The organism is Streptomyces sp. P9-2B-2, assembly GCF_030406865.1.
In the GTDB taxonomy this organism is placed as follows: domain Bacteria; phylum Actinomycetota; class Actinomycetes; order Streptomycetales; family Streptomycetaceae; genus Streptomyces; species Streptomyces platensis.
On the sequence record NZ_CP129126.1, the window covers coordinates 4,733,067 to 4,757,560 of the forward strand.

The 24,494-nt window shown below is 71.0% G+C and carries 26 protein-coding genes and 1 tRNA gene; 7 read left to right on the plus strand and 20 right to left on the minus strand.

The features are described from left to right. Positions 1–215 precede the first annotated feature (215 nt). Positions 216–935 (plus strand): TetR/AcrR family transcriptional regulator, encoded by a 720-nt coding sequence (locus tag QT196_RS20650; RefSeq protein WP_290355383.1) that lies wholly within the window; start codon positions 216–218, stop codon positions 933–935. Between the two features lie 37 nt (positions 936–972). On the opposite strand, the gene QT196_RS20655 is transcribed toward QT196_RS20650, so the two are convergent. The 3 genes from QT196_RS20655 to QT196_RS20665 all read right to left on the minus strand — a co-directional run bounded on the left by QT196_RS20655 (position 973) and on the right by QT196_RS20665 (position 5,579). Beyond that, entirely contained in the window at positions 973–2,439 is a 1,467-nt protein-coding gene (locus QT196_RS20655) for an aminopeptidase P family protein (protein ID WP_168483860.1), read from the minus strand. Positions 2,440–2,590: 151 nt separating this feature from the next. After that, positions 2,591–3,553 (minus strand): IS481 family transposase, encoded by a 963-nt coding sequence (locus QT196_RS20660; RefSeq protein WP_168481483.1) that lies wholly within the window; start codon positions 3,551–3,553, stop codon positions 2,591–2,593. A 358-nt stretch (positions 3,554–3,911) separates the two neighbouring features. After that, positions 3,912–5,579: a PP2C family protein-serine/threonine phosphatase gene (locus QT196_RS20665; RefSeq protein ID WP_290355384.1), complete on the minus strand. Its 1,668-nt coding sequence runs from the start codon at positions 5,577–5,579 to the stop codon at positions 3,912–3,914. Between the two features lie 698 nt (positions 5,580–6,277). Between QT196_RS20665 and QT196_RS20670 the strand changes: the two genes are divergently transcribed. Next, entirely contained in the window at positions 6,278–7,027 is a 750-nt protein-coding gene (locus QT196_RS20670) for a bifunctional DNA primase/polymerase (RefSeq protein WP_168480488.1), read from the plus strand. 204 nt (positions 7,028–7,231) lie between these two features. Further along, a complete protein-coding gene (locus QT196_RS20675) occupies positions 7,232–7,843 on the plus strand; it encodes a hypothetical protein (RefSeq protein ID WP_266737634.1) in 612 nt (203 codons plus the stop codon). A gap of 249 nt (positions 7,844–8,092) precedes the next feature. On the opposite strand, the gene QT196_RS20680 is transcribed toward QT196_RS20675, so the two are convergent. From QT196_RS20680 to QT196_RS20690, 3 genes are all read right to left on the minus strand, one after another. Next, a complete protein-coding gene (locus QT196_RS20680) occupies positions 8,093–9,061 on the minus strand; it encodes a DUF5926 family protein (RefSeq protein WP_290355385.1) in 969 nt (322 codons plus the stop codon). A 114-nt stretch (positions 9,062–9,175) separates the two neighbouring features. After that, complete coding sequence (locus tag QT196_RS20685; RefSeq protein ID WP_248001231.1) at positions 9,176–9,850, minus strand: ATP-binding protein; 675 nt, start codon at positions 9,848–9,850, stop codon at positions 9,176–9,178. 53 nt (positions 9,851–9,903) lie between these two features. Next, the gene (locus tag QT196_RS20690; RefSeq protein ID WP_168480492.1) at positions 9,904–10,764 is read right to left on the minus strand and encodes a glycerophosphodiester phosphodiesterase; all 861 of its coding nucleotides are present in this window, start codon (positions 10,762–10,764) and stop codon (positions 9,904–9,906) included. Positions 10,765–11,352: 588 nt separating this feature from the next. Here QT196_RS20690 and QT196_RS20695 point away from each other — a divergent pair. Continuing rightward, a complete protein-coding gene (locus tag QT196_RS20695) occupies positions 11,353–12,819 on the plus strand; it encodes a trypsin-like peptidase domain-containing protein (protein WP_168480493.1) in 1,467 nt (488 codons plus the stop codon). Positions 12,820–12,871: 52 nt separating this feature from the next. Then, positions 12,872–12,958: transfer RNA gene (locus QT196_RS20700), tRNA-Ser, on the plus strand. Positions 12,959–13,115: 157 nt separating this feature from the next. Here the strand turns inward: QT196_RS20700 and QT196_RS20705 are convergent. The 14 genes from QT196_RS20705 to QT196_RS20770 form a co-directional block, all read right to left on the minus strand. Next, on the minus strand, positions 13,116–14,498 hold the full coding sequence (locus QT196_RS20705; RefSeq protein ID WP_290355386.1) for a tyrosine-type recombinase/integrase: 1,383 nt from the start codon (positions 14,496–14,498) through the stop codon (positions 13,116–13,118). Positions 14,499–14,564: 66 nt separating this feature from the next. Further along, positions 14,565–14,753 (minus strand): helix-turn-helix domain-containing protein, encoded by a 189-nt coding sequence (locus QT196_RS20710; RefSeq protein WP_263270390.1) that lies wholly within the window; start codon positions 14,751–14,753, stop codon positions 14,565–14,567. A 76-nt stretch (positions 14,754–14,829) separates the two neighbouring features. Further along, entirely contained in the window at positions 14,830–15,009 is a 180-nt protein-coding gene (locus tag QT196_RS20715; protein ID WP_290355387.1) for a hypothetical protein, read from the minus strand. 19 nt (positions 15,010–15,028) lie between these two features. Then, a complete protein-coding gene (locus QT196_RS20720) occupies positions 15,029–17,110 on the minus strand; it encodes a DUF3987 domain-containing protein (RefSeq protein WP_356948476.1) in 2,082 nt (693 codons plus the stop codon). A 121-nt stretch (positions 17,111–17,231) separates the two neighbouring features. After that, positions 17,232–17,375 (minus strand): hypothetical protein, encoded by a 144-nt coding sequence (locus QT196_RS20725; RefSeq protein WP_290355389.1) that lies wholly within the window; start codon positions 17,373–17,375, stop codon positions 17,232–17,234. Positions 17,376–17,517: 142 nt separating this feature from the next. Continuing rightward, positions 17,518–18,435 carry a hypothetical protein gene (locus QT196_RS20730; RefSeq protein ID WP_290355390.1) on the minus strand — a complete coding sequence of 306 codons (918 nt, stop codon included), beginning with the start codon at positions 18,433–18,435 and terminating at the stop codon, positions 17,518–17,520. Next, entirely contained in the window at positions 18,432–18,938 is a 507-nt protein-coding gene (locus QT196_RS20735; protein ID WP_290355391.1) for a hypothetical protein, read from the minus strand. Before QT196_RS20735 ends, QT196_RS20730 begins: the two co-directional genes overlap by 4 nt. Then, positions 18,935–19,408 carry a hypothetical protein gene (locus tag QT196_RS20740; RefSeq protein WP_290355392.1) on the minus strand — a complete coding sequence of 158 codons (474 nt, stop codon included), beginning with the start codon at positions 19,406–19,408 and terminating at the stop codon, positions 18,935–18,937. Before QT196_RS20740 ends, QT196_RS20735 begins: the two co-directional genes overlap by 4 nt. A gap of 254 nt (positions 19,409–19,662) precedes the next feature. Continuing rightward, positions 19,663–19,851 (minus strand): hypothetical protein, encoded by a 189-nt coding sequence (locus QT196_RS20745; protein WP_290355393.1) that lies wholly within the window; start codon positions 19,849–19,851, stop codon positions 19,663–19,665. Next, entirely contained in the window at positions 19,848–19,979 is a 132-nt protein-coding gene (locus tag QT196_RS20750; protein WP_290355394.1) for a hypothetical protein, read from the minus strand. The genes QT196_RS20745 and QT196_RS20750 overlap by 4 nt, the downstream gene beginning before the upstream one ends. A 27-nt stretch (positions 19,980–20,006) precedes the next feature. Beyond that, complete coding sequence (locus tag QT196_RS20755; protein WP_290355395.1) at positions 20,007–20,924, minus strand: DUF2637 domain-containing protein; 918 nt, start codon at positions 20,922–20,924, stop codon at positions 20,007–20,009. After that, a complete protein-coding gene (locus QT196_RS20760) occupies positions 20,921–21,295 on the minus strand; it encodes a hypothetical protein (RefSeq protein ID WP_290355396.1) in 375 nt (124 codons plus the stop codon). The genes QT196_RS20755 and QT196_RS20760 overlap by 4 nt, the downstream gene beginning before the upstream one ends. Beyond that, the gene (locus QT196_RS20765; protein ID WP_290355397.1) at positions 21,292–21,441 is read right to left on the minus strand and encodes a hypothetical protein; all 150 of its coding nucleotides are present in this window, start codon (positions 21,439–21,441) and stop codon (positions 21,292–21,294) included. The genes QT196_RS20760 and QT196_RS20765 overlap by 4 nt, the downstream gene beginning before the upstream one ends. A gap of 172 nt (positions 21,442–21,613) precedes the next feature. After that, positions 21,614–21,745, minus strand: coding sequence for a hypothetical protein (locus tag QT196_RS20770; RefSeq protein ID WP_266737668.1), 132 nt, complete (start codon positions 21,743–21,745; stop codon positions 21,614–21,616). Between the two features lie 916 nt (positions 21,746–22,661). On the opposite strand from QT196_RS20770, the gene QT196_RS20775 reads away from it, so the two are divergent. Both QT196_RS20775 and QT196_RS20780 read left to right on the plus strand, forming a co-directional pair. Next, positions 22,662–23,027 carry a winged helix-turn-helix domain-containing protein gene (locus QT196_RS20775; RefSeq protein WP_290355398.1) on the plus strand — a complete coding sequence of 122 codons (366 nt, stop codon included), beginning with the start codon at positions 22,662–22,664 and terminating at the stop codon, positions 23,025–23,027. Between the two features lie 243 nt (positions 23,028–23,270). After that, positions 23,271–24,485, plus strand: coding sequence for a helix-turn-helix domain-containing protein (locus QT196_RS20780; protein WP_290355399.1), 1,215 nt, complete (start codon positions 23,271–23,273; stop codon positions 24,483–24,485). Positions 24,486–24,494 lie beyond the last annotated feature (9 nt).

Sequence of the window (24,494 nt, forward strand, 5' to 3'; positions counted from 1 at the left end):
AGGTGTCAATCCGGGCGAACGTCGGCAGTGGGGCAATTGGCCGGAAATCACCTGTCGGGGGCGATGGGCAACGCGGTCTCGCGGTGGGAGGACCTCCCCCGCGGCGTCCCCTGTCCCTGCGAGACCAGCGCGCACCATCATTAACGCGAAGTTGCTCGCGTTAACTCGTCTTGGACAATACTTGGCGTGAACCCGCACTGCAATACGGAGCCGCCGTGACGACAGCGCACCAAACCCCGGGCGAGGCCCGTCCCGGCGGGCGTACGGCCCGTACCCGCCAGGCCGTACTGGCCGCCGTTTTCCAGGAGTTGGACGAGGGCGGCTTCGCCGGGCTGACCATGGAGAAGGTCGCGCAGCGCTCCGGGATTCATGTGGCGACGCTCTATCGCCGCTGGCGCTGCATCGAGGGCCTGGTGTGCGAGCTGCTGACCGAGCTGAGCTCTGATGTGCCGCTGCCGGACACCGGCAGCCTGCCCGAGGATCTGCGGGCGCTGGCCCGCTCGGTGGCCGCCTTCTTCGATGAGGTGCGGATGAGCGCGCTGATCGAAGCGGTCGTCTCCGCCGCGGCGCGCGACCCGCAGGCGGCGGCCGTGCTGCGGTCCTTCTTCGGCGAACGGCTGACGCTGGCCGGCCAGATGGTGCGGCGGGCCGTCGACCGCGGCGAACTGCCCGCGGACACCGACCCGGAGGAACTGATGTCGGCGCTCGGGGCGCCGTTCTACTACCGGATCCTGATCGCCCGCCGGCCCGTCGACCGGCGCCTCGCCGAGTCCGCCGCCACCGCCGTCTGGGCGGCGGCCCGCGCGGGCGCCTACGGGACCAATGGCGGCTGCGACCTCGCCGACGACACGTCCCCCGGCGGTGACGAGGCCGCCGACGGCACGGCCTCCGGCCCGACCGTCCCCTCCAATGACGCGTCCCCCGGCGGCAGTTGATGCCACCGGGGGACGTACGCCTACGCGCTCCGCGCTGCTACTTGCCGCCGCCGAGCAGCCCGGCCATCCAGGCCTCGACCTCGTCCGACCGCCGCGGCAGACCGGCCGACAGGTTCCGGTTGCCGTCGGCCGTCACGAGGAGGTCGTCCTCGATGCGGACGCCGATGCCCCGGTACTCCTCGGGCACCGTCAGATCGTCCGCCTGGAAGTACAGTCCGGGCTCGACGGTCAGCACCATGCCGGGCTCCAGCGTGCCGTTGACATAGTGCTCGGTGCGGGCCGCGGCGCAGTCGTGGACGTCGAGGCCGAGCATGTGGCCGGTGCCGTGCAGGGTCCAGCGGCGCTGGAGCCCCAGCTCCAGCACCCGCTCGACCGGGCCCTCGACCAGGCCCCACTCGACCAGCTTCTCGGCGAGCACCCGCTGCGCCGCGTCGTGGAAGTCGCGGTAGGCCGCGCCCGGCTTGACCGCCGCGATGCCCGCCTCCTGGGCCTCGTACACCGCGTCGTAGATCTTGCGCTGGAGGTCGGTGTAGCGGCCGTTGACCGGCAGGGTGCGGGTGACGTCCGCGGTGTACAGGGTGTGGGTCTCCACACCGGCGTCCAGCAGGAGCAGTTCGCCGGAGCGGACCGCGCCGTCGTTACGGACCCAGTGCAGGGTGGTGGCGTGCGGGCCGGCGGCGCAGATCGAGCCGTAGCCGATGTCGTTGCCCTCGACGCGGGCGCGGAGGAAGAACGTTCCCTCGATGTAGCGCTCGCTGGTCGCCTCGGCCTTGTCCAGGACCTTCACGACGTCCTCGAAGCCGCGCACCGTCGAGTCGACGGCCTTCTGGAGCTCGCCGATCTCGAACTCGTCCTTCACCGCGCGCGCTTCGGAGAGATAGACGCGCAGCTCCTCGTCCCGCTCCGCGGTGACCTTGTCGGTCAGCGCGGCCTCGATACCGGCGTCATGGCCGCGCACCACACGGACCGGGCCGGTGGCCTCCTTGAGCGCGTCGGCCAGCTCGCGGACGTCGTTGCAGGGGACGCCGAGCAGTGCCTCGGCCTCCTGGAGGCTGTGGCGCCGGCCGACCCACAGCTCGCCCATGCCGTTGAGCCAGAACTCGCCGTTCTCACGGTTGGAGCGGGGCAGCCGGTAGAGCGTCGCCTCGTGCGTGTCGCCGGTCGGCTCCAGGACCAGGACGCTGTCGTCGGTCTGGTCGCCGGTGAGGTAGACGTACTCCGTCGAGGCGCGGAACTGGTACTCGGTGTCGTTGGAGCGGGTCTTCAGGTTGCCCGCCGGGATCACCAGCCGCTCACCAGGGAAGCGCGCGGACAGCGCGGCCCGGCGCCGGGCGGCGTGCGGCGCCTGCCCGATCGGCTCCAGACCGTGCAGCTCGGTGTCGGCCCAGCCGCTCTTCATGTTCTCCGCGAGCTCGTCCGAGACGCCCGGGTAAAGGCCGTTCTTGCGCTGCTTGATCGGCTGCTCGTCCTCGTCCGGGGTCTCCGGAGTGAGCTCGTCGGTCACCATGCCTCCTATAAAAGACTGAACCGCATTCCATCGTATGTGCGGATCGAAAACGGTCCAGGGGCAGGAAGGTGTGACCTCTCCGGCACTCCGGCCATAGGAGGCATGGCGCCCGGCGCGGGGGTGAACGGGCGCGCGGGCAGGACACGCCCTAGGTGTGTTGTCCGGACAGGTTGGTGACGCGGCTGGCTGGGGTGTGGCCGCTGATTCCGGTGTGGGGTCGGTGGTAGTTGTACCAGTCCAGCCAGTTGGGAAACGCTGCTTGGCGCTCGGCGTCTGAGGTGTAGGGCCGGTGGTAGGCCCATTCGTCGAGCAGGGTGCGGTGGAAGCGTTCGACTTTGCCGTTGGTCTGGGGTCGCCAGGGCCGCGTCCAGCGGGGGCTGATGCCCAGGTCACGGCAGGTCTGGCGCCAGGTGTTCTTGGTGTAGGCCCAGGCGTTGTCGGTCAGCACGCGTTCGGTGAAGACGCCTTGTCCGGCGAACCATGCCGTGGCGCGGGTCAGGAAGGCGGCGCAGGTCGGGGCTGTCTCGTCGGGCAGGTCTTCGGTGTAGGCGAGGCGGGAGTGGTCGTCGAGTGCGGTGTGCAGGTAGGCGTATCCGGCGCCGTTGCGGCGGTCCTTGTTCGGGCTGGAGGCGGCCCTGCCGAGGGCTTTGTGGCCGCCGCCGTCGGGGATGCGGCCGAGCTTTTTGACGTCGATGTGGACCAGTTCGCCGGGGCGGGAGCGCTCGTAGCGGCGGACGGGTTCGCCGGTGGCCCGGTCCAGCGTGGCCAGGGGTGGTGTGTGGTGGCGCTGGAGGATGCGGTGGGCGGTGGAGGCTGCGATGCCGGCGCGGCCTGCGAGTCGCAGTGGGCCGATGCGGTGTTCATGCCGCATCCGCAGAACGTGCTCCTCGACGGCTGGGGAGGTGCGTCGTGGCTGGTGGTGGGGGCGGCTGGAGCGGTCGTCCATGCCCGCTGGGCCGTGCAGTCGGTAACGGCCGGCCCAGCGGGCAGCGGTGGTGTGGCTGACCTGGAAGCGTTCCGCGGCCCGGCGAAGCGGCCAGCCGTCGTCAACGACGCACCGGGCCAGACGCAGCCTGCCGGTTGGGGTCAGCGGGGCATTACGGTGGGACACGAGGGCCTCCTGAGAACCGGTGGAGATGTCGCAATCCACACCAATCCCAGAAGGCCCTCACCCGTTCAAGCACCACCACGGTGCATGTCGCCTGTCACCAACGTCCCGGGACAACACACCTAGGGGCGTGCTCAGGGCCGGCCCTGCGACCAGGGCCGGGGGCCGCGGACCGGCCCCGAGCCGCCGGACCGGGGCTAGGGCGTGTCTTTCGGATCACCCCGGGGCCGCGACGTCTGGCACGGCACCTCGCGGCGTTGTCGCCTCACCCGAGTACGTCCAGTACGCGGCAGAGGCTCCGCCTTGCGATGCACCGCACCAGACGCCGCGGCCTGATCCGGGCTGATCCAAAAGACACGCCCTACTCCTCGAAGTACGCCGCGAGCAGCACGACGTCCTCCTCCGACAGCGGGTCGTCCAGACCCTGCGGCAGCATCGTGCGCACGATGTGGTCGACGACCGCCTCGGGATCGTGCCGGGCGGCCCTGGGGACGCCCGCGGCGGCCGCGTGCAGCCGGGTGAAGGCGCGGTCCATTGGCTCACCGGTGCGGTGCAGCAGCCCGTCGCTGTAGAGCAGCAGGGTCTCGCCGCCGGCCGGTTCGATCTCCACGCTCGGCGCTTCCCAGCAGGCCAGCATGCCCAGCGGCGCGGACAGCGAGGTCTCCACGTACTCGGTCCGCAGATCGCCGAGGATCAGCGGCGGGCAGTGGCCGGCCCCGGCCAGCACGATCTTGCGGGCGAAGGGGTCGGGGATACCGCCCGGCATCGGGGGTGCGGGCGGCCCGCCCGGTGCGCCGGGCGGCGGCTCGGTGAAGGCGAACAGCGCGGTGGCGCTGCGGGCCGGCTCGGTCAGCCGCAGCAGCAGTTCGAGATCGGAGAGGACCGCGACCGGATCCTCGCCCTCCATGACGGCGTAGGCGCGCAGGGACGCCCGCAGCCGCCCCATGGCCGCCACCGCGCTCGGCCCGGAGCCGGTCACCGAACCGATGGCCAGTCCCAGCGCGCCGTCGGGCAGCGGCAGCGCGTCGTACCAGTCGCCGCCGCCGCGCGGCCCGCTGCTGTGCCGCACCGCGAGCCGGACGCCGGGGACCCGCGGCAGCCGGTGCGGCAGCAGCTCCTCGCGCAGGATCCGGACGGCCTGCCGGGTGCGGTGCAGCTCCAGGAGGCGGGCGAGGTGTTCGGCGGCGTGCGCCCGGTAGAGGCCGATGAGATGGCGCTGCCGTTCGGTGGGCGCGGCCGGTTCGTCGTAGAGCCAGACCGCGGCGCCGGTCCGGCCGATGGGCTCGGCGGTGAGCGGCACCGCGTAGCTGGCGGCGTACCCGAGCCGGGCCGCGACCTCGCGCAGGCGCGGGTCGAGGTCCTTCTCGCCGGGGATGTCGGGTTCGGAGATCTCGGTGCACGGTCCGGCCGCCGCCGCGCCGCGGGCCCCGGGGGGACGGTCCGCGTCGCCCGCCGGGTGCCGGATGTCGTCGAGCGGTCCGGTCCGGGTGTCGTCGCCGGTGGCGCCCGGCTCCGGGAGGCCGTCCAGTATCCGCGCGTACGACAGGGCGCGGCGCGGGATGGTCTCGATGGTGCCGATCTCGGCGTGGCCGAGGCCGAGGCCGACCGTGGTCTCCGGGCCGAAACCGTCGGCCGGGGCGAGGACGACCAGCCCGCGCCGCGCCCCGACCAGGGAGGCGCCGGCGCGCAGCAGCTCGTGGAGGGCGTCCTCCACCGTGCGGGTGCGCGCGAGCTGTTCGGTCAGGTCGTGCAGGGTGCTGAGGTCGGAGATCCAGCCGGCCAGCCGGTCCTGCACGGCGGCGAGTTGGTCGACGACGGAGGCATCGGGGGCGTCGCCGGGGGCGGCGTCTGACGCGGCGTCGAGTGCGGGACCCTTAGGGGCGCCCTGCGGGGTGGGCGGCGAGCCGTCGGACGGGGTGCCGACGGCGGGGTCCGCGGAGGCTTTCCCCACGCGCGCGTCGACAGTGTGCGTGGGGGCAGGAAGGGCTGGTTCGAATCCAGCCACTTTCGGTACGTGCGGGGCGGTCATGGCTGGCATCTTTCGGTGCGCCAGGTGGTGCCCCAGGTCAGGCCGCTTTTTGGTAGGGAGTGCGGCATTTTGTTGAGTGCTGTTGTGCGGTGCGGTTGGCCGCCCAATTTCCTCAATAGCATCGCAAACCCCCATGTCATGCTGCTCCGCTATCAATGCCTCCAGATGTACACGCATCAACGATGTGATGTCCAGCACTCTCCCCATGGGGTTTGTGGTGTCTGCGAGGTCTGTAGATTGGCCTGAAAAAAGCCCCCCAAGCGTCAATTTGAGGTCGACTGACGGCGATCAGCAGCGCGTCTTCACCACAGTGGCGGGTACGTACTCGGAAAGGTGCGGGGCCAGTTGGGGCCGCACCGGAACTCTCCGGCGGACACCGGCGTCTAATACGGCGACGACCGCGACGCACTCCCAAGAGGCGGGGGCTGCACCACAAAGGCGCAATCGCCATGTGCGCGCCACCCCCCGCCATGTTCCACGCTCGGCGTACGGCGTGATGCGCTGCCTTGTACACGCGGTGACCAGTGATCCACGTGGCGTGATCGAGATGCGATCGACCCCGGGTTGCACGGCCGGGCCGCAGAAAACGCCCCACCACGGCTTGAAGCGGCACGGCACGGACAACGGCGAACCGGCAAGAAGTGCCATGTAGTGCGATGGACGAAGCCCTCGGCGTTAACGGAAAGGAACGAGCGCTCATGCGCGAGATCCTCGGAAGGCGACGCAAGCTCCTGTTCCGGCGCGGCGGAAGGTCGGCGCTGCTCGGTGCGGCGCTCCACTGCGCCACCGAGTGGCAGTGGCCCGTACTTCCCGGTGTGGGGACCAGGCCCGCCGGCCGGCAGCCGGCCGGCGCCCGGCTCGGCCTCGGCGAGCGGACCGGCCGCCGGTGCAGCTGCCCCGACCCCGATTGTGTGGTGCCCGGCGCGCACCCCTTCGACCCCGGCCTGATGGCCGCCACGACCGATGCCCGGATGGTGCGTTGGTGGTGGACGAACCGCCCCGATGCCCCGATCGTGCTGGCCACCGGCGGCAGCGCGCCCTGCGCGGTGAGCCTGCCCGCCGTCGCCGGCGCCCGCGCCCTGGCGGCCCTGGACCACTTCGGCGTACGCCTCGGCCCCGTGGTGGCCACGCCCACCCGCTGGTCCCTGCTCGTATCGCCGTACGACCTGGCGGAGTTGGGCGAGCTGCTGCACTCCCAGGACTGGGTGCCCAGCTCGCTGCGGTTCCACGGCGAGGGCGGCTATCTGGTGCTCCCGCCCTCCCAGATCGGCGCGGGCCGGGTCCGCTGGGAGCGGCCGCCGGCGTCCCCCAAGCTCTCAACTTCGTTCGAGCAGGGGGGACCCCCATCCTCGGCCGCGCCCTGGCTGCCGAAGGTGAGCACGATCGTGGACGCCCTGGTCATGGCGAGCACCAGCACTCCCGACGGCGGCAGCCGGCTCGCGTACTGACCCGGCGGATGCGCCCGTGTGCTCGTCCCGCCCGGCCGGCGGATGAGCGGAAACAACGCGCGGGCGGATCACCCGTTCGGGTGTGACCTGCCCGGACAACTACGGGGAAGCAGCGTCCGGGTGCCCGGCGGCACCTCCACCGCCCGATAGGTTCGGCCCACCGTCGAGCCGCCGTCAGCGGCATCTCAATCGCAGGTGGGGGCCATGCAGCGTGCGCAGAAACTCCGCATGACCGGTCTCGCCGGAGCGGTGGTGCTCGCCATCGCCGTGCCGCTGGGCGCCGCAATGGCCGGTCCGGCCGACCTCGCGGCATCCGGGACCGCCGCCACGTCCGAAAAACGCTCTACGGCCAAAAGGGATATCAGGCTTGATAGCGGTGCCAAGTCGGACATGCGTCCCGCCACTGCCCGCGCCCGGACCACCACCGCTTCCCTCACCGGCCCGGGCCTGCCGCCCCGCTCCGCCCGTACCTCCCGCTGCGGCCCGCAACTCACCGCTCCCCAGCGGATCGAGGCCCAGACCTGTGTGCTCGCCGAGGACGGTCTGACCTGGGGGCGCACGTACTACCGCAACCGCACCGGCGGTCCGCTGCGCGCCGCGCTGACGCTGCTGCGGCCGGACGGCACGACCGTCCAGGTGAACTGCGAGGTCTCGGCGGCCGACGCGCCGGGCCTGTGCGAGACGCCGACCGGGGCGACCGTGCGCCGGGGCGGGCCGTACCGCGCGGTGGCGGAGTTCTCCGACGCGGCGGGGGAGCGGCTGCTGCTGCGCTCCGGCAGCAACTCGTCCGTGGGAGGCAGGGGTTCGGGCCGCTGAGGGCGCCGGGCCGCAGGCGGCCGGGGCCGGTCAGGCGGAGTACCTGACTCCAGGCATGGAAGCGCCCGGTCGCTGGCGACGGGGGATGCACCAGCGACCGGGCTTCTAGAACCGTAACAAGAGATCGGCGGTTCGCAAATTCGATCGTGGAATTCCGGACGCCTATTTACCGGCAGGTACGGGGAGTTGTGACAGGTGTCACTCCTGGGGTCCCCGGAGGCGTCCGGTCCGCACGATCGGCCGGTCCGGTCAGCTCAGGGTGACCTGGCGGTTGGTGAGCCCGCCGCGCGCCCGGCGCTCCTCGGGGGTCAGCGGGGCGTCCGCCGCGAGCGCCTCGGTCAGCCGCTCGGCGAACGCCTCGGCCGGCTTGGCGACGTCCTCGGCGCTCATCGACGAGGGCAGGTCCCAGACCGGCACGACCAGGCCGTGGGCGCGGAACGAACCCACCAGCCGGGTGCCTTCACCGAGCGAGGAGGCGCCCGCGGCGTGCAGCCGGGCGAGCGCGTCCAGCAGCTGCTCCTCGGGGTACCCGGTGACCCAGCGCAGGTGGTTCTTCTCCGGGGCCTCGCACCAGTACGCGCCCTCCAGGCCGGGGATCCGGGCGGTGGGAATGGCCGCCGCGTTGGCCCGCTCCAGAGAGGCGGCGACCTCGCCGGTGGCGTTCTCGGCGTTCTCCACCCAGAACTCGAAGCCGGTGTGGACGGCCGGTTCGAAGACCGCGTCCGGGTCGAGCAGGTCCTGGAGCCGCGGACCGTCGGGGGCCGGGCGCCCGGCGGCGACCGGGGTGCCGGGCTCGGCGATCAGCGCGCGCTGGAGGGTGTCGGCGAGGTCGCGGCTGAGGTCGCCGGAGGCGGTGTCGTTCTGGAGGCCGATCATCACCGCGCCGTTGTCGCGGCGCAGCGCGGGCCACGCCATCGGCAGCACGGTCCCCAGCGTCACGGACGGGACGCCCTCGGGCAGCCCGCCCTTCAGCGTCAACTCGGCGGTGGCGGCGGGCACCAGCTCGCGCAGCGCCACCCAGTCGCACTCACCGGGCAGGCCCTCGAAGGGGCGCTGCACCAGCTCGGTGGCGGCATGCGCCGCCTGACGCCCGTGACAGGCCTTGTACCGGCGGCCGGAGCCGCACGGGCAGGGCTCACGGGCGCCTACGACCGGCACCTCGCCGTCCTTGATCTGCGATGCTGCGGCCTGGGGCTGGGGACGGCGCTTCTTGGCCATGGCGACGGAGTCTCCTGGTCGATCCTGGGCGGTACGGACGCGTTTCGGCGCGAGCCTAGAGGATTGCGTACGAGGTCGCGCTCGGCCGCGCGCCCGCCGTGTCCCGCCGTGCCGCTATGGCAGATCGTCGAAGTCCGGGAAGCCCGGCAGCGGCAGCCCCGTGCGCAACCCGGCTCCCGTGCTGAGCGAGGGCGGCAGATCGGGCGTCAGTTCCACGCGCGTAGCGAATGCGCCTTGCAGGGAAAGGGCCGCCCAGACCGTGACTTCGCCGACGACGGTGTCGTGGACGCCCCAGTCCTTGGCGAGCGAGCGGATGATCGCCAGCCCGCGGCCGCCGCGCGCCGTGACCGAGGGAGTGGCCGGAAGTGGCCGGGTCGGGCCGCCGCCGTCCGTGACCGCGACGGTCAGTCGGCCCTGCGCGTCAATGCGCCAGGACGCGCGGACGGAGGCCACCGGAGCCTCGTGTGTCTCGGTCGTTGCGGAGCCCGGTGATCCGTTTTCGTATATCGGACGCGCATGGCGACACGAATTGCTCAGCAGCTCCGAAAGAATGAGGACCGCGTCATCGACGACTGTGTCCTGAACTCCACTTGCCAACAGCTCTTCACGCATGCGCCGCCTGGCCATGCCGACACCCACAGGACCATGGGGTACGGCCATGATCGACGACGTCGGCACCTCTTGTGCCACCACCAACGCCACCCCCGAGACCTCCTTTGCCCCACGCCACGGGATGAATGCCCCAATGGACTGGACCGGAAACCGGCCAAGCCGCACATGGTGACGCATTGGACACGATCGAATACGGGCCGAATGCGCCGGTGCACACCCTGTGAGGGGCTCTACCCAAGGCCGAGTTGGATTCGTACCTGCTTGGGGCGATTCGTAATGACCGCATCCACCCCCAACTCCTGGCACAGCTCGACATCGGCGGTGTCATTGACGGTCCAGACGTGGACGCGGTGGCCCGCGCGATGCGCCTTGGCGACGTAGTCGGGGTGCGAGCGGAGGATGCGTATCCCGGGGCCCGCGATGCCGACGCCGGGCGGGAGCCGGCCGTCGCGGTGCCGCGGCGTGAGGAATTGCATCAGGTAGACGCCGGGGATGCAGGGCGCCGCGGCCCGTACGCGGTGCAGTGAGCGCGCCGAGAAGCTCATGACCCGGACCGAGGGCGTCCAGTCGGGGCGCATGGCCGGATTCGTGTGCCCGAACCGGGTCAGCAGCTCGACCAGCCGCTCCTCCACCTGTCCGGCCCAGCGCGTCGGGTGTTTGGTCTCGATGGCCAGCTCGACCCGGCGGTCCGCGTCGGCGACCAGCTCCAGCAGCCGCTCCAGTGTGAGGACGGAGGTCCGCTCGGGGTCCTCGTGCTGCCGGTCCGGCGCCTCGTTCGCGAATCCGTAGTTCGCGGAGCCGTCGCCCTTCCAGGAGCCGAAGTCGAGCATGGCCAGGTCGGCGAGCTCCAGGGCGGAGACCGAGCCGCGCCCGTTGGACGTGCGGTTCACCCGCCGGTCGTGCACGCAGACCAGATGCCCGTCCGCGGTCAGCCGGACATCGCACTCCAGGGCGTCCGCCCCGTCCTCGATCGCCTTGCGGTAAGCCGCGAGGGTGTGTTCCGGGGCGTCCTCCGAGGCGCCGCGATGGGCGATGACGGAAATGGCGGGACGGCCCGGACGGGCGTCCTGGGCAGGGCGTGCATAGGTCACCGCGTTATCGTGCCATCCGCCACCGAGGGGCCGCCGGGCGCTTACCCAAGGTGCCGGAACAGGGGATGCGCCGGTTTTGTCCGGCATAAAGGATGAGGGGACAGTCACAGCCTCGACTTACGGTGCTCTGACGCGCAGTGGGAAAGGGTGGTAGGGAGGCTCCGCCCGTGTCGCCCCGCCCGGATCACCGGACGGGCCCGCGGTCGGGGTCGCGCACGGCCGGGTGTGCGGGACGGGACCCGCGGACACGGCCGGCGGCCCCGGACCGGCGGACCGGGACTCGCCCGTATCGCCGGGATCCTTGATCCTGGAGTACCGGGTTCCCCGTCCACCGGCACGAGGAGCTGTACGACCCGGAGGGCCCTCAGGCCCGCCGGACCGGAACAACCGCATCACCCGGCGGACCGCGAGGCCCGCCGGCCCAGGAGTACCGCACCACCCGGACGCACCCCCAGGGTCCGGCCGACCTGCAAGCCCCGGAAGAAACGGCCCGCCCCGGACCTCGGACATGGATGAGATCCGAGGCGACAGGGAAGCAGCCTGCCAAGGCCGTGGGAGCCGAACAGTCATGAAGCTGAGGAGAGAGCTGTGAGCACCGAGAACGAGGGAGCCGCCGTCCCGTCGGAGGCCAAGCCGCCGACCGGGCCGCAGCCGGACAGCGCCCCCGCGTCCGCCTCCGGCGCCCAGGCTCCCGACGCCCCGTACGCGCCGCCCCCGCCGGGCTTCGCCCCGACCGCCGGCTCGGCCCCCGGCTACGGCCACCCTCCGCAGCCCGGCTACGGCCACCCCGGCGACGCCCCCACGACGGAGCAGACCACCCAGCTCCCGCCGTACCCGGGCGCCGGCCAGGGCACTCCCGGCGCGGGCGGCGGCTGGGGCCAGCAGCCTCCGTACGGCGGCGACCCCTGGGGCGTCGGCAGTCCCCCGCCCAAGCGGCGTAACGGCGGCCTGATCGCGGCCGTCCTGGTGGCTGCGCTGGTGGCCGGCGGTGTCGGCGGCGGCATCGGCTTCTGGGCCGCGGGCCAGAACGACAGCGCCTCGACGACGGTCTCCGCGTCCGGCGACCCCGGGGCGCTGAACCGCAAGCCCACCTCCGTCTCCGGGATAGCGCAGAAGGCGCTGCCGAGCGTCGTGACGATCGAGGCGCAGGGTGCCACCGGCGAGGGCGGCACCGGCACCGGCTTCGTCTACGACAAGCAGGGCCACATCCTCACCAACAACCACGTCGTCGCCAGCGCGGCCGGCGGCGGCAAGCTCACCGCGACGTTCTCCAACGGCAAGAAGTACGACGCCGAGGTCGTCGGCAACGCCAAGGGCTACGACGTCGCCGTGATCAAGCTCAAGAACGCCTCCGGCGCCCCGCTCAACCCGCTCCCGCTCGGCAAGTCCTCCAACGTCCAGGTCGGCGACGCCACCATCGCCATCGGCGCCCCCTTCGGCCTGTCCGGCACGGTCACCACCGGCATCATCAGCGCCAAGGACCGCCCGGTGGCCTCCAGCGACGGCGGCGGCAGCAGCGCCTCGTACATGAGCGCCCTCCAGACCGACGCCTCGATAAACCCCGGCAACTCCGGCGGCCCGCTGATGGACGCCGCCGGCAATGTCATCGGCATCAACTCCGCGATCCAGTCGGCGGGCAACGGCGGCGGCCTGGGCGGCGAGTCCCAGCAGTCCGGCAGCATCGGCCTGGGCTTCGCGATCCCCATCGACCAGGCCAAGCGGGTCGCCCAGGACCTGATCCGGACCGGCAAGCCGGTCTACCCCCAGATCGGCGTCCAGGTCGGCATGCGGGAAAGCGGCGACGGCGCGACCATCGCCCAGACCGGCAACAACGGCTCCAAGGCCGTCACCCCGAACGGCCCCGCCGACAAGGCCGGCCTCCGCCCCGGCGACACCATCACCAAGCTCGACGACACGGTGGTCGACAGCGGCCCCACCCTCATCAGCGAGATCTGGCAGCACAAGCCCGGCGACGACGTCACCCTCACCTACAAGCGCGACGGCAAGGAGCGCACCGCCCACGTCACCCTGGGCCAGCGCACGGGCGACAAGTGACGCGCTAGTCTGATCCCGCGACACCCACGCGCCCCGCGCACAGGTGCCGCGGGGAGGCTTGCCCGAGCGGCCTAAGGGAACAGTCTTGAAAACTGTCGTGGCGGCAACGTCACCGTGGGTTCAAATCCCACAGCCTCCGCAGGGGTCAGCGATGTAGCTGGTCAGAAGGGGTGCTTCGCTTCGGCGGGGCACCCCTTCTTCGTTCGTCCTGTCTCACCCCGGTTCGCCTGTATCCCGGCGCTGACCAGGACGTACGGGCCAGTGGCGGGCCAGGATTCCGAGGGTGGCAGGCACCCTCACCCGTCCAGCTCCTGCTCGATCAAGGCGTTCGCTCGCGTCTGCGTTCCGTGCAGCACCTTGGCGTAGAAGCGGTAGAGCACAGCCACGCTGTGGCCGGCCCGCCGGGCAACCTCCACCGGGTCCACGCCCGCCTTGATCCACAGCGAGACGATCGCGTGCCTGAGGGAGTACGGAACGGCCGCGAGCGGAGAGGCCAGCTCCGCCGGCGTGAGCGCCTTCTCACGCGCTCGTTGCCAGACGGCCGTGTACTCCGTGGATCGGATACGGCCGCCCTGCGCTGCGCGGAAGAGACGGCCGTCCTCAGCCGTTCCGAACTGCTTCAGGTGCTGCCTGAGCGCTCTCACCAGCTCGGGTGGGATGGGGATGGAGCGAGTGGTGTTGCGGGCCCGCCGTTTCAACCCACGTGCCTCGTAGGACTTTCCGTCGTTCGTCCACCCGGAGCCGACCTCTGGTCGGCTGTTCGCCAGGACCAGCTCGCCCCACCCGTCCGCCGGGAGCGTGCAGGCTTTCTCGTCCAGTGCAGCGACTTCGGACGGTCGCATGCCGGCGTAGTACACGCACCCGAAGAAGCCGGAGAGGTGTTCCCCACGGTCGCCTTGACCGCGAACCGCCTCAAGCAGTGCACGGGCGAGCCGGGCGTCAGGTACGAAGCGGAAGTCGACTTCGTCGTCGTTCGGAGGGGCAGCCCAGTCGACTCTCTGCAAAGGGTTGGCGGGGAGCTTGCCCCTCTCAACGGCGAAGCGCAGAGCGTTATTCAGGACCGTGCGCTTGCGCCGAATCGTGGTCTGAGCTGCAGTGTCGCCGTCGAGCTTGAGGGAGAGCGCATCGAGGGCCTTCCGGAGCTGGTCGGGCTTCGCCGCCTCGTTCAACTTCAGCGAGTTCTTCGCCAACCACACAAGCGCTGCCTGGACTTCGTCGGGTGGCGTTTCGACCTGAGTCCTGAGGGCCAACTCGCCTTCGGATGTACGCATGGCTCGATAGGCCCACTGATGCAACGCCATGCGCATCATGGCCGGGGCAGGGGCGCCGCGTGAGGCGGAGACAAAGACGGGGGTGACCGTTGCGAGAGACTCTGCGATGTTCGCTCGCTGCTTCGCCGCAGCCTGCGGCCACTTCATGAGTGCGTACGCGACGCTGTGGTCGTACCAGGTCGGGCTGTTGAGCGCGTCCAGCTCATTGGCCGGCAGGCCGCTTTCCTCGTCGAACTGCTGCCGGTCTCGGAGGGCAGACAGCAATTCGGATCTGCGACCGTCGGCCTGTGCCTTGGTCTTGTAGCTCTTCGAGTGCGGCCGAGTGCCGACGCGCCACCGTAGCTCGAACGGCTTGGGACGGTTCTTGCGCGAGCGGATGGACCAGATTTCGACTTCGTAGGTCAGCACAGCTCTCCACAGGGGCGTGAAGAAGGGGCTCGCCGAGTGGCGGGCCCCTTCAGAGTGGTCACGGGATCAGGCGGCGGATTGCTCGCACTCCGCCCACCAGGCGTCGAGGTCCGTCCTCCGGACGCGCAGCTGGCCGTTGGGGAGCTTGATGAGCCTGGGGGCCTTGCCGCGGGCGCGCATGCGGTAGAAGGCGGCGCGGCTCATGCCGATCTCGTCGAGGACTTCGGGGAGCTTGAGCATCTGGGTGCGGGGCACAGTTGCATCTCCTTCGAGGCGGATTGCGCCTGGCTGCGTGTACACGCAGCGTGAGTGTGATGTGGTCCGGACGCCGTCACGGCGCGGAAAGTGTCAGCAGCGTCAGCGAAAATCGCTGACCTGCGAGAACGGTGTTGGCAGCCCTGTCAGCGGGTGTCAGCAGTGTCAGCAAAAACCAGCTTTCTGCTGACGTTGCTGACGCCTGCTGACGCGTGTCAGCGGGGTAAAGAAGCAGGTCAACGATTTTTGCTGACATTGCTGACGTTCTGTGGGGGCTACGGAGCGTCCAGCGACGCCTTCACGGCGGGGTGGACACGGAATGTGATGCTGGCGCTGCGGCCTTTTCCGCCCTGGGCCGGGGGTGCGTCGGGGCGGACGTAGCCGTGTTCCTCCAGGAGGCGCAGGGCGGGGTCGATGGCGTCGGTACGTCCGCGGAAGCGGCGGTGGGCGGCTACGACGTCTCGGCGTTTGACGGTGGTTCGGTGGGTGCCGTTCTGCTTGGGGCGCTGGAGCCAGGTGAGGATGTGGCGGGCGTCCTCGGTGGCGGGGTCGGCGGCGATGAGGTCGAAGACGGCCAGCGCGTGGGCGGTGTAGTAGGCGGCGATGACGGCGGCGCGTTCGACGCAGGCGGCGCTGACGGGGTCGCCCCAGCCGGTGGTGATGCGGTCGGCGAGGTGGAGCAGGCAGGCGATGCGGACGGTGGCGCCGACGAGCTTTCCGGCCCAGTCGGTGACGTGGGACAGCGGCTGGTCGGGGCGCAGCTTCTGCTCGACTTCTTCCTGGAGGCGCTCGACGACCGCGTCGGCCTGCGCGGACAGGGGCACGGTGACGGGGTCGGGCAGGTCGGTGAAGGTGCGCACCATCGCTTCGAGCCGGGCGTCGTATGTGCTGCTGACGGCGTCGGGGATGGGATGGGTGCGGATCTTGCGGTAGCCGAGGTTGGAGGGCGGCAGGGCGAACAGGAAGCGGGCCAGGAGCCCGCGGTCGCGGGCGCCGGGTGTGGCGGCCAGGTCCTGGAGGACGGCGGGCTGGGGGGTGACGCCAATGGTCAGGGCAGGGCGGTCGACGGTGGGCTGGTCGCGGGTGATGCGGTCGGTCTGGAGGCGTTCGCCCTTGTGCGCCTGGAGGAAGACACCCAGGTTGGGGCGGGCGCTGTAGCGGCCAGCGATGATGTCGAAGAGGTCGCCTTCGGGGGAGAGAGCGGCCAGACACCGGTGAGTGGCCAGCAGGTGCGTGAGCGGTTCGGGGGTGATGTCTCCGGAGACCGTCAGCCGCGGGGCGGGTGGTACGTGGATCTCGTCGGCGAGCATGCGGGCCGCGGAGGCTTCGGCGACGAGCTGCTGGCGGTCCATGGTGTCGCACTTGCGGGCCTTGGACAGCAGGGCGTCGACCTCGGCTTCGGCGGCCTCCTTGGCGGTCTGGGCCTCGATGATGGCGGGCTTGGCCTGTTGGGCCAGTTCGTCTTCGATCCGGTAGATCGGGGCGGTCATCGCGGAGAAGACGTCCGACTTGCGGGAGGCGGGCGGCATCGCGCAGACGAGATAGAGGTTGGACTGCTCGGTCCAGCCGGGACGGATCTGGACGTGGACCCGGCCGCCGGCTGCGGTGGACAGGGCTGCCAGCCCCATGGTGGCGGCCATGTCCGGAGGGGTCTGGGTGAACTCCGCCAGCGCGACTACTTGTTCGCGCATCCAGCCGGGCAGTGCATCGACGGGGAAGCGGGGCAGCGGACCGTTCTCTCCCAGGGGGGTCGGCTCGCTCCAGGTGCGTTGCTCCGCGGCTTCCAGGGCGGCCAGAGCTTCGGCGCGGGTGGCGTCGGCGGTCAGTTCGCCGGTGCGGGCGCGTTGGCTCAGGCGGAGGCCCGTGGCGTCCAGGCGCCGGTTGTCGGCCGCGTCGCGGGCGATGGCGGCGTAGTACTCGCCGTTGCTGGCGGTGGGCACCTGCTGGACGAGGGAGTGGAGGTAGGAGGCACCGCCGACCCGGTTCAAATCACCGGTCGTGCCGAGATAGGCGGTCACGGTGATGGGGTCCACGGGCTCGTCGCGCTCGTGCATGGCGGTGATGGCGCGATGGATCGTTTCGTGCGCGGGGCGGTAGTAGTCAACCGCGTCGAGAACGGCTGTGATCTCTGGGATCACGGCGGGGGAGAGCAGCATTGCTCCGAGCGCTGCTTGTTCAGCCTCAATGGCGTGATCGTGCGGTCCCTCCCTCAGTGGGTGGACGCTGGCGAACCCACCGCCGGAGCGGTGCGATTCGGGGGTCGGTTGAGTCATGCTGGATGTCTCCAGTTCTGTTGTGAGGGCTGGGAGACCAGGGCGGGCCGCTTCTCGCCAAAGACCGCGGCCCGCCCTAGCCATGACTAGGGGTGGGAAGGTTCGGGGCTGGCGCCCTGTTGGGCGTGCAACCTCGGGTTCTTTCCGGACTTGTTGTTCCGGTCGAGCAGGTCGCGCTCCATCCGCTCGCGCTGTTCCTGGTCCATCACCGGGCTCCCTTCGGGGCGCCGGGGACGGGGCGGGTGGAGGGGGCGCGGGTCCACCCGCCGGCGCTCGCGCTGTACTCGCGTACGTCCTGCGGGCGGGCCTTCTCGGGGTCGCGGGTCGGCATGCTCTTGCGGAGTGCCACGATGGCTCCGTCTCTTCGGAGATGGAGCGGGCTCGGTCGGACTTCTTCGCGGGATGACGACCGGGCCCGCGCTTGTGTGGAGCGTCGGCTGACTGCTCCCCGCCCGCCCCGGCCGGGATGGCCCAGGGCGGACAGGCAGCCGTCAGCCGGCCTTCTTCAGCACGTGCCAGCGGGCGGGGTTCTCCGCGTCTTGGACGATCTGCGCGGCCCCTTCCCCGGTGTTGTTGCCGCCACTGTTGCTGTTGTTGTTGCTGGCTTGTTGTTCGTTCTGACCTGCGACAACAACAGCAACAGCGGGGGCCTGGGTCCCCTCTTGAGAGGGGCTGGGGGAGGGGAGCGGCGGGCGGTCCGGGAGGTCCTCAACACGGACCCCGGTGGAGACCCCCTTGCCAGCCCCCACACCGCGCGCCCGGGTGCCCCGGGAGATGGGCACCGCAGCGGCCTCACACAGGGCCCGGCAGTCGGCCGCGGACCACCCCCCGGACGACCCCCCATCGGGGTAGCGGGAGGAGAGCCCCGCGACCACCTGAGGCCAGTGCAAACCGGGGGTGTCCTTGCTCCCCTCCGAGTGCTCTTGGACGAGGTCGTGGAGGAGGTGGAGGAACGTCTCCGGGGAGGGGCCCGGAGCGCGCTTGCCGCCGCCCTCCGAACCGCCGTCGGCCGGGGCTTCCTTGGCGGCCGTCGCTTTGTCCGCGCTGACCTTGGTGCGCAGAGCCGCGGCGGACCACCCGGCGGCCAGCGGCCACATCAGGGCGTTGTGCCGGTAGACCAGCCAGCACAGACCGGCCCCGGCACCCAGGAGCAGGGCACCGCGCACGTAGATGCCGAGGTCCGCCGACAGGCCCTTGAGGTCTGACCGGTGGGCCTCCAGGCACCAGCCCTTGAGCCGGTCGGCGAGCCGCTTGCCCAGGAGGCTGGTCCCCTCCCCCAGCGTGTTCATCACCTGCACCGCCCAGGCGCGGGCCGCCTTCACCTTCTCCTCCGCCTGTGCCGCCTTGACCTTCAGCTCGTCGGCGCGGTCGGCGAGTGCGCCGGCCTCCGGCGCGGTGTCGGCGCTCACAGGGACACCTCCCCGTTCAGAACGCTCCGGCCAGCGTCACCCATCGCGTCGTACATCTGGGGCACCCACTGCATCAGCTCGGCGAATCCCGCCGTGGCACACAGCGTCAGGCCCGCGAACAGCCCGCCGATCATGCGCTTTTTGTCCTGCTTGCCCGCCGCCTTGAGGATGATCCCGCCGATGATCGCGGTGACGAGGACCGCGCAGGCGCCGGGGTAGGTGAGCTGGCCGAGGGAGCCGTGGGCCAGAGTTCCGCCGCCCTCCGCGCCGGTCGTGGCGCTGACGCCCTTGTCGCCGACCTTGTTGCTCGCCGTGACGGCCTGGACGGCGAACCAGCCGAAGAGACCGCCGAGGCACATGGTCCAGCCCGCGCCGGTGATCAGCGCGCCGCCGAACGGCAACAGCGCTTTGAGCTCGCGGGTGCCCTTCCACCAGGATCGAATGTTGATGATCAGGATGGCGACGGAGACGGTGGCTCCGGCAAGGGTCAGTGAGGTGTTCATGCGCGAACTCCTGTCGTGGCGGCGACGATGTCCGGGACGAGGACGCCCCAGCTGCCGCCGATGAAGGTGGTGACGACGCCGAATGCGTCGAGCCAGTTGAGTTGCCGGACCCAGCCGCCGGCGAGGGTGGGGCGCAGGCGGCAGGGCCGGTGGATGCGCGCGGCCACCACGACCACCGCGACGACCGCCGCGACGTGCGACGCCCCGGGGTGGATGTCGGTGCCGATGTGGTCCAGCAGCGACCCCCAGACCCGGCCGACGCCGTATCCGAGGTGCGGCAGCGGGATGATCGCGGCCGCCGTCGCGGTCACCGCCACCGGCAGGGACACCCGGTAGCGCACCGCCCGCGCGAGGCGCTGCCACCACCTCAGGTCCGGCTCGACCGGGACTGGCTGGTGGACGGTGACGTGGATGTCGATCTGCTGCGGCTGGGCCGGGGCCGGCGGCTGCGGCGGCAGCCACGGCGCCATCCCTCCACCACCGGGCGGGACGGGTGGGGACGGCGGCAGGCGCCACAGCCAATCGCCGGACCCTCCAGCGTCGGTGGCCACCTGGGGGACAGCCGACGCGGCCGGGGAGGACACCGGCTCCTCAGCGGCGGACGGCAGGCCCGGACGGAACGGCCACGCCTCCGCCGGGATCACCCGGCTCGGGGTGACCGGCTGCGGGGCCTGGACAGGCAGGTGGACAGTCGGCGCAGCCTCCGGCAGCGGGGGGACGGCAGTCATCCGAGGCCCCCGATCCGGCGCAGCAGCCAGGCCCGCACCCGCAGTTCGTCACCGTCGGGACCGGCGATGACCGGCCGCCGGGCGGCCACGTACCCGGGCGGGAGGCTGGTCGGGGCGGGCTCGACGTCCCGCCACCAGCCCTGTACCGGCAGGATCGTGCGCGTCAGCACGATGGGCTCGCTCATGCCACCTCCCTCAGCGGCGTGGCCATCTGGCCGGCGTGGGAGGGGCGTTCGGGGATGTCGACGACGAACGGCTGGCTGGAGGGACGCCCGGGGCGCTGCCGCGGGGAGGGCCAGGTGTTAGTGCGCATTGTTCGTCCTCCTTGAGGCTGGCGATGTCAGCTCGCGATGGCGGTGGGAAAGGCGGCCAGCTGGGGTTCGCGGGTGCGGACTCGGGCGCGTGCGGTGCGGGCGGTGGACTCGGAGGTGCCAAGGCCGGCGACGGCCATGGCCTCGGTCATTCGGGCGGTGTTCGGCTGGGTGAAGTCCGTGCCGTACAGGGCGCGGATCAGTTGGTCGACACGGTTGGGGTAGATCACTGGCGTGCACAGGTCGACGGGCGTCGAGGTCTCCTCGACGGGGTCGGCCGGTGCGTCGACGGGCGTCGACGGTGCCTTGGTGTCTGCTGCCTCTAGGAGCGGTTCCGGTAGCGGGAGGTCCGCCGCCGGGGCGGACTCGGTGACCGGCTCGGCGGTCTGATCGGGCGCCTTTTCGACGGGCGTCGACGGGCGGTCGACGGCGTCGGCATCTGCGTCGCCGGGCATCGTGATGCGGGCGGCGAGATAGGCGTGGACCTGCCGCATCAGGGCGCCGAAGGCCAGGAGGGCCGCGACCGGTGGAACGGCGGCTACGACGTAGTCGAGGCCTTGGGCGTGGTCGCCGACGCCTGCCACGTTCAGGGCGATGGAGCCGCCGGATCCGGCTGCGGCCAGGAGGATTGCCCATCCGTCGACCCGGTGGGCCAGGGAGGCGCGCAGGATGAGGAGCTCGCCGATGACGATGAACAGGTCGACAGTGGCGGGCCAGGCCCAGGAACGGGCGGTCGCGTCGGCCATGCCGTGACGGGCGGCGACCTCCTGCAGGTGCTCGTAGGACAGCCAGAACGCCGCAGCGGTCAGGAGCACGGTCAAGACGCCCGCCAGCACGGCGATGACATAGCCGATGTCGACGGGCGTCGAGGGCGCGTTGACGCCCGTCGACCGGCCCTCGACGCCCGTCGACGCACCAGCATCGGCGGCGGAGACTTCGTAACTCATGCCTCGGTCTCCTCGGGCTCGTAGACCATGCCCAGGTGCCACAGGTGGCCGCTGGCCTCCTGGAGATGGCCGCGCAGCTCGTCGAGGGCGACGCGCGCATCCGCGAACGCTGCCTGGGCGCTGTAGGTGTGAATCCCGGGCGCCGTCCCGTCGTCCGGGGCGAGCCTTCCGGCGGCCAGGTCGCGCAGCACACGCCCGTCCATGTGGTCGATCGCCTGCTGCAGCCGTGCGCACATCTCCACCAGGGCGATCACGGCACGGCTGGCCTCGGGCGTGCTGTCGTACCCGCCGGCCATGGCGGCGTGGTTGTGCTGGCGCACCGCCTCGGATGCGGCTTGCAGGTGCTCGGCGGGGCTCAGGGACTGGCTCATGCCGCCTCCCCCATCCCGCAGGTGCTGCCGGTGGAGCGGCGGGTGCGCAGCGGGAGGACCGCGGCGAGGGCGCCCTCGTGGCCACGGCGGAAGGGACCGCGGCCGGTGCGGTGCAGGGCCGCCAGGCGGCCGATGTACGTCTTCATCAGGGGTACTCCGAAGTCGGTGTGTGGACGAAGGCCGGGGCGCCCGCAGCGGCTCGTGGCCGGCGGGCGCCCGGTGGGTGGTGCTACAGCGAGCCGCCCGGCTCACGCTTGGGCAGCGGCGGCAACTGGTCGGTGGTGTCCGGTGCGCGGTCGTGCTGGGGCTCGGGCTCGCTCACGAGCCACCTCCCTTGAGGGCTGCCGCCTGAGCGGCGGCCGCGGCCGCCGCTGCAGCCGCTCGTTGGGCTTCCTCGATGCGCTGCCGGGCGAGCGCGTCGGCGGCCTGCTGCTCGGCGATCTCGCTCACCGGGAACCACCCCCGGAGCGCGTCGCGTCGGCCTGCCGGGCGCGACGCAGGAACTCATCCATCTGATCCGAATCGCTGGACTCAGCAGCGATCAGGAATGCGAAACTGGGAACCACAGGACTGCCTCCAACTAGGTGGCCTGTGCGCGGGTCTCGGGGCTGCAACCCCGGGGCCCGCACCTGTTTCGGTCGCTCGTCACGAGTGACCACGGCCCTCGGCACCACCAGCTCGAAGCCAGTGGTGGCGGGGACCGTGAGCACTGGTGCTCAGGCGGCGATGCCGGCCCCGCCGACGAGATCGGCGGGGCCGGCATCGCAAGTGACGCGGTGGGCGAGCTGCCGCGCCGGTCCAGCCCGGCAGCGCCCCCGTATGTCGGCGACCCATGACGGGTCTCCTCTCAGTGATTCGGGTCTCGGGTGCCCCGTAGCCGTCGGACTCCGCCGGCCGGAAGGCCGGGGTGGCGACGGGCCCCGCCCACTCCCGAAGGTCAGTGGACGGCGCTCCTTTTTCACCCCGGGGAGGTGAGTGGCCCCGGACCGCCCTATGCAGGGGGCGGCGTCCTGTTGCCCGGATCGCTCCGGGCGCCTCCCGAACCTTGCGAGGGCTGGAGGCGGCCTCCCGGGCCCGTTTTCGCTGGGCCGGAGGCGGCCCCATCGACCACCGTGTACAGGTGGCTGGGGCGGCACGCTGTTCAGTTCTCAAGCAACGACCGCTTTCTTTCACCCCCTGTCACCGGGGCGTCCGGGCGGTGCTGATGGAGCTTCTTTGCAGGTCAAAGCAATGTCCTGCTGGCCGTGGTCACCCCGGACGGGATGACCAGTAGTGAGACTGTTCTAGCACGACTGATACAACCAGCACAATGTGTTGTGCTGTGTGTGCCGGTTGGACTGGTTCAAGGGGCGGATAGCATCGCGGTATGACGCCCACCGCTGATGCCTCGCGCAGAGTGAACGAGCAGATCGCGGACGCCCTGCAGAGGGACATCGAGTCAGGCAAGCTCAAAGCAGGTGAGAAGCTGCCGGCGGTCCGGTCGATCGCGAGCGACTTCGGGGTGGCTGCAGGCACCGCGACCAAGGCGCTGCAGCTGCTCGCTCAGCGGGGTGTCGTACGCCCCGACTCGACACGTGGCTACTTCGTGAACAGCCAGGCGGAGAAGCCGGAGGGAACGGAGCCCAGCCCGGAATTCGTGGCGATCATGAAGGAGATTGAGGCGATCCAGGCTCATCTGGCGCGCCTGGACGACCGTCTCCATCAACTGGAAGAGACGAAGCATCCGGAGTGATCCCCTCAGGGAGGCGTTGAGCCCTGCGGGACAGTGCGTCTACCTGCGCGGTGAGCTGCCTGATCTCGGCAATCACCTGCTGTCGCTCACGTACCGTCAACCCCACTGCTGAACCCCCTAGTTGCTGTCTCAGCGCATCTCACCCTGTACGCCCTTGACGCTATGGCGCGTGTCCGGGAAGACCCCGGAAAATCCTTCCGGGGACCCGTGCCGAAGCGAGCTGAGGCTGTAACCATGCGAGGAATGACGCAGCACCTAACAACCGGCGAGCGCGTTGCCTGGTACCGCCATCGCCGTGGTCTGTCCCAGGACGTACTGGCTGGGCTGGTTGGCCGCACGGCCGACTGGCTCGGCAAGGCGGAGAACAACCGCATCGAGCTGGATCGGCTCTCGGTGATCCGGACGCTCGCCCACGCGCTCGACGTGTCCATCGGCGATCTGATCGGCGAACCCACCCTGCTGGAGTGGTCGAAGGACAGCGGCCGGCGCACCCTGCCCGCTCTCCGCGAAGCGCTCATGGACTACCGGCAGCTCGCCCCGCTCATCGGGACGCCGGACGCCGGCGAACCTCCGACGCTCGCGGCGCTCCGCTCTGATGTGGGCGAAGTCTGGGACGCCTACCAGGACTCCCGGTACGGATTCGCCGCCCGGCAACTCCCATCGCTCCTGTCCGACGCGCTGCTCGTGGCCCGGTCCTGCTCCGGTGACGAGCGCGAGGAAGCGAACGGCCTGCTCGCCATGACCTACCAGGGTGCCGCTCTGGTGCTCGGCAAGCTCGGCGAGAACGAGCTGGCCTGGATCGCCGCAGACCGGGGACTCGCCGCGGCGCAGCTGAGTGGGAACAAGGTGATCATTGGGTCGCTGTTCCGGTCGGTTACCCACTGCCTGCTTTCCGCAGGACGCTTCGAGACGGCAGCGCAGCTCGTGAAGGATGCGGTCGGCTTCCTCGAACCGGGCCTCGGCGAACCGACACCGGCGTACTTGTCCGTCTACGGGACGCTGTTCCTCACCGGCGCCATGGCCGCGGCCCGAGCGGAAGACCGAGCGACGGCTCAGGACTTCCTCCAGGAGGCGGACAACGCCGCTTCCCGGCTCGGCACCGACGCCAACCACATGTGGACGGCCTTCGGCCCGACGAACGTGGCGATCCACCGCGTAGCCGCTGCCGGCGAGCTGGGCGACGTACAGGTCGCACTAGATCTCGGCCCACAGGTGAACACCAGCGGCCTCCCGGTGGAGCGGCAGGTCCGGCATGACCTGGAGGTCGCGCGGGCGCTTAGCGCCTGGAACCGCACCGACGACGCGCTCGCCGCCGTGCTGGAGGCCGAGCGGCTTGCCCCTGAGCAGGTCAGGCACCACTACATGAGCCGAGATCTTGTCCTCGGCTGGGTCCGGGGAACCCGCGGACGCCCGAGCCGACCGATCGCCGACCTGGCCGAGCGGCTACGAGTGGTGTGAGCTGGTTAG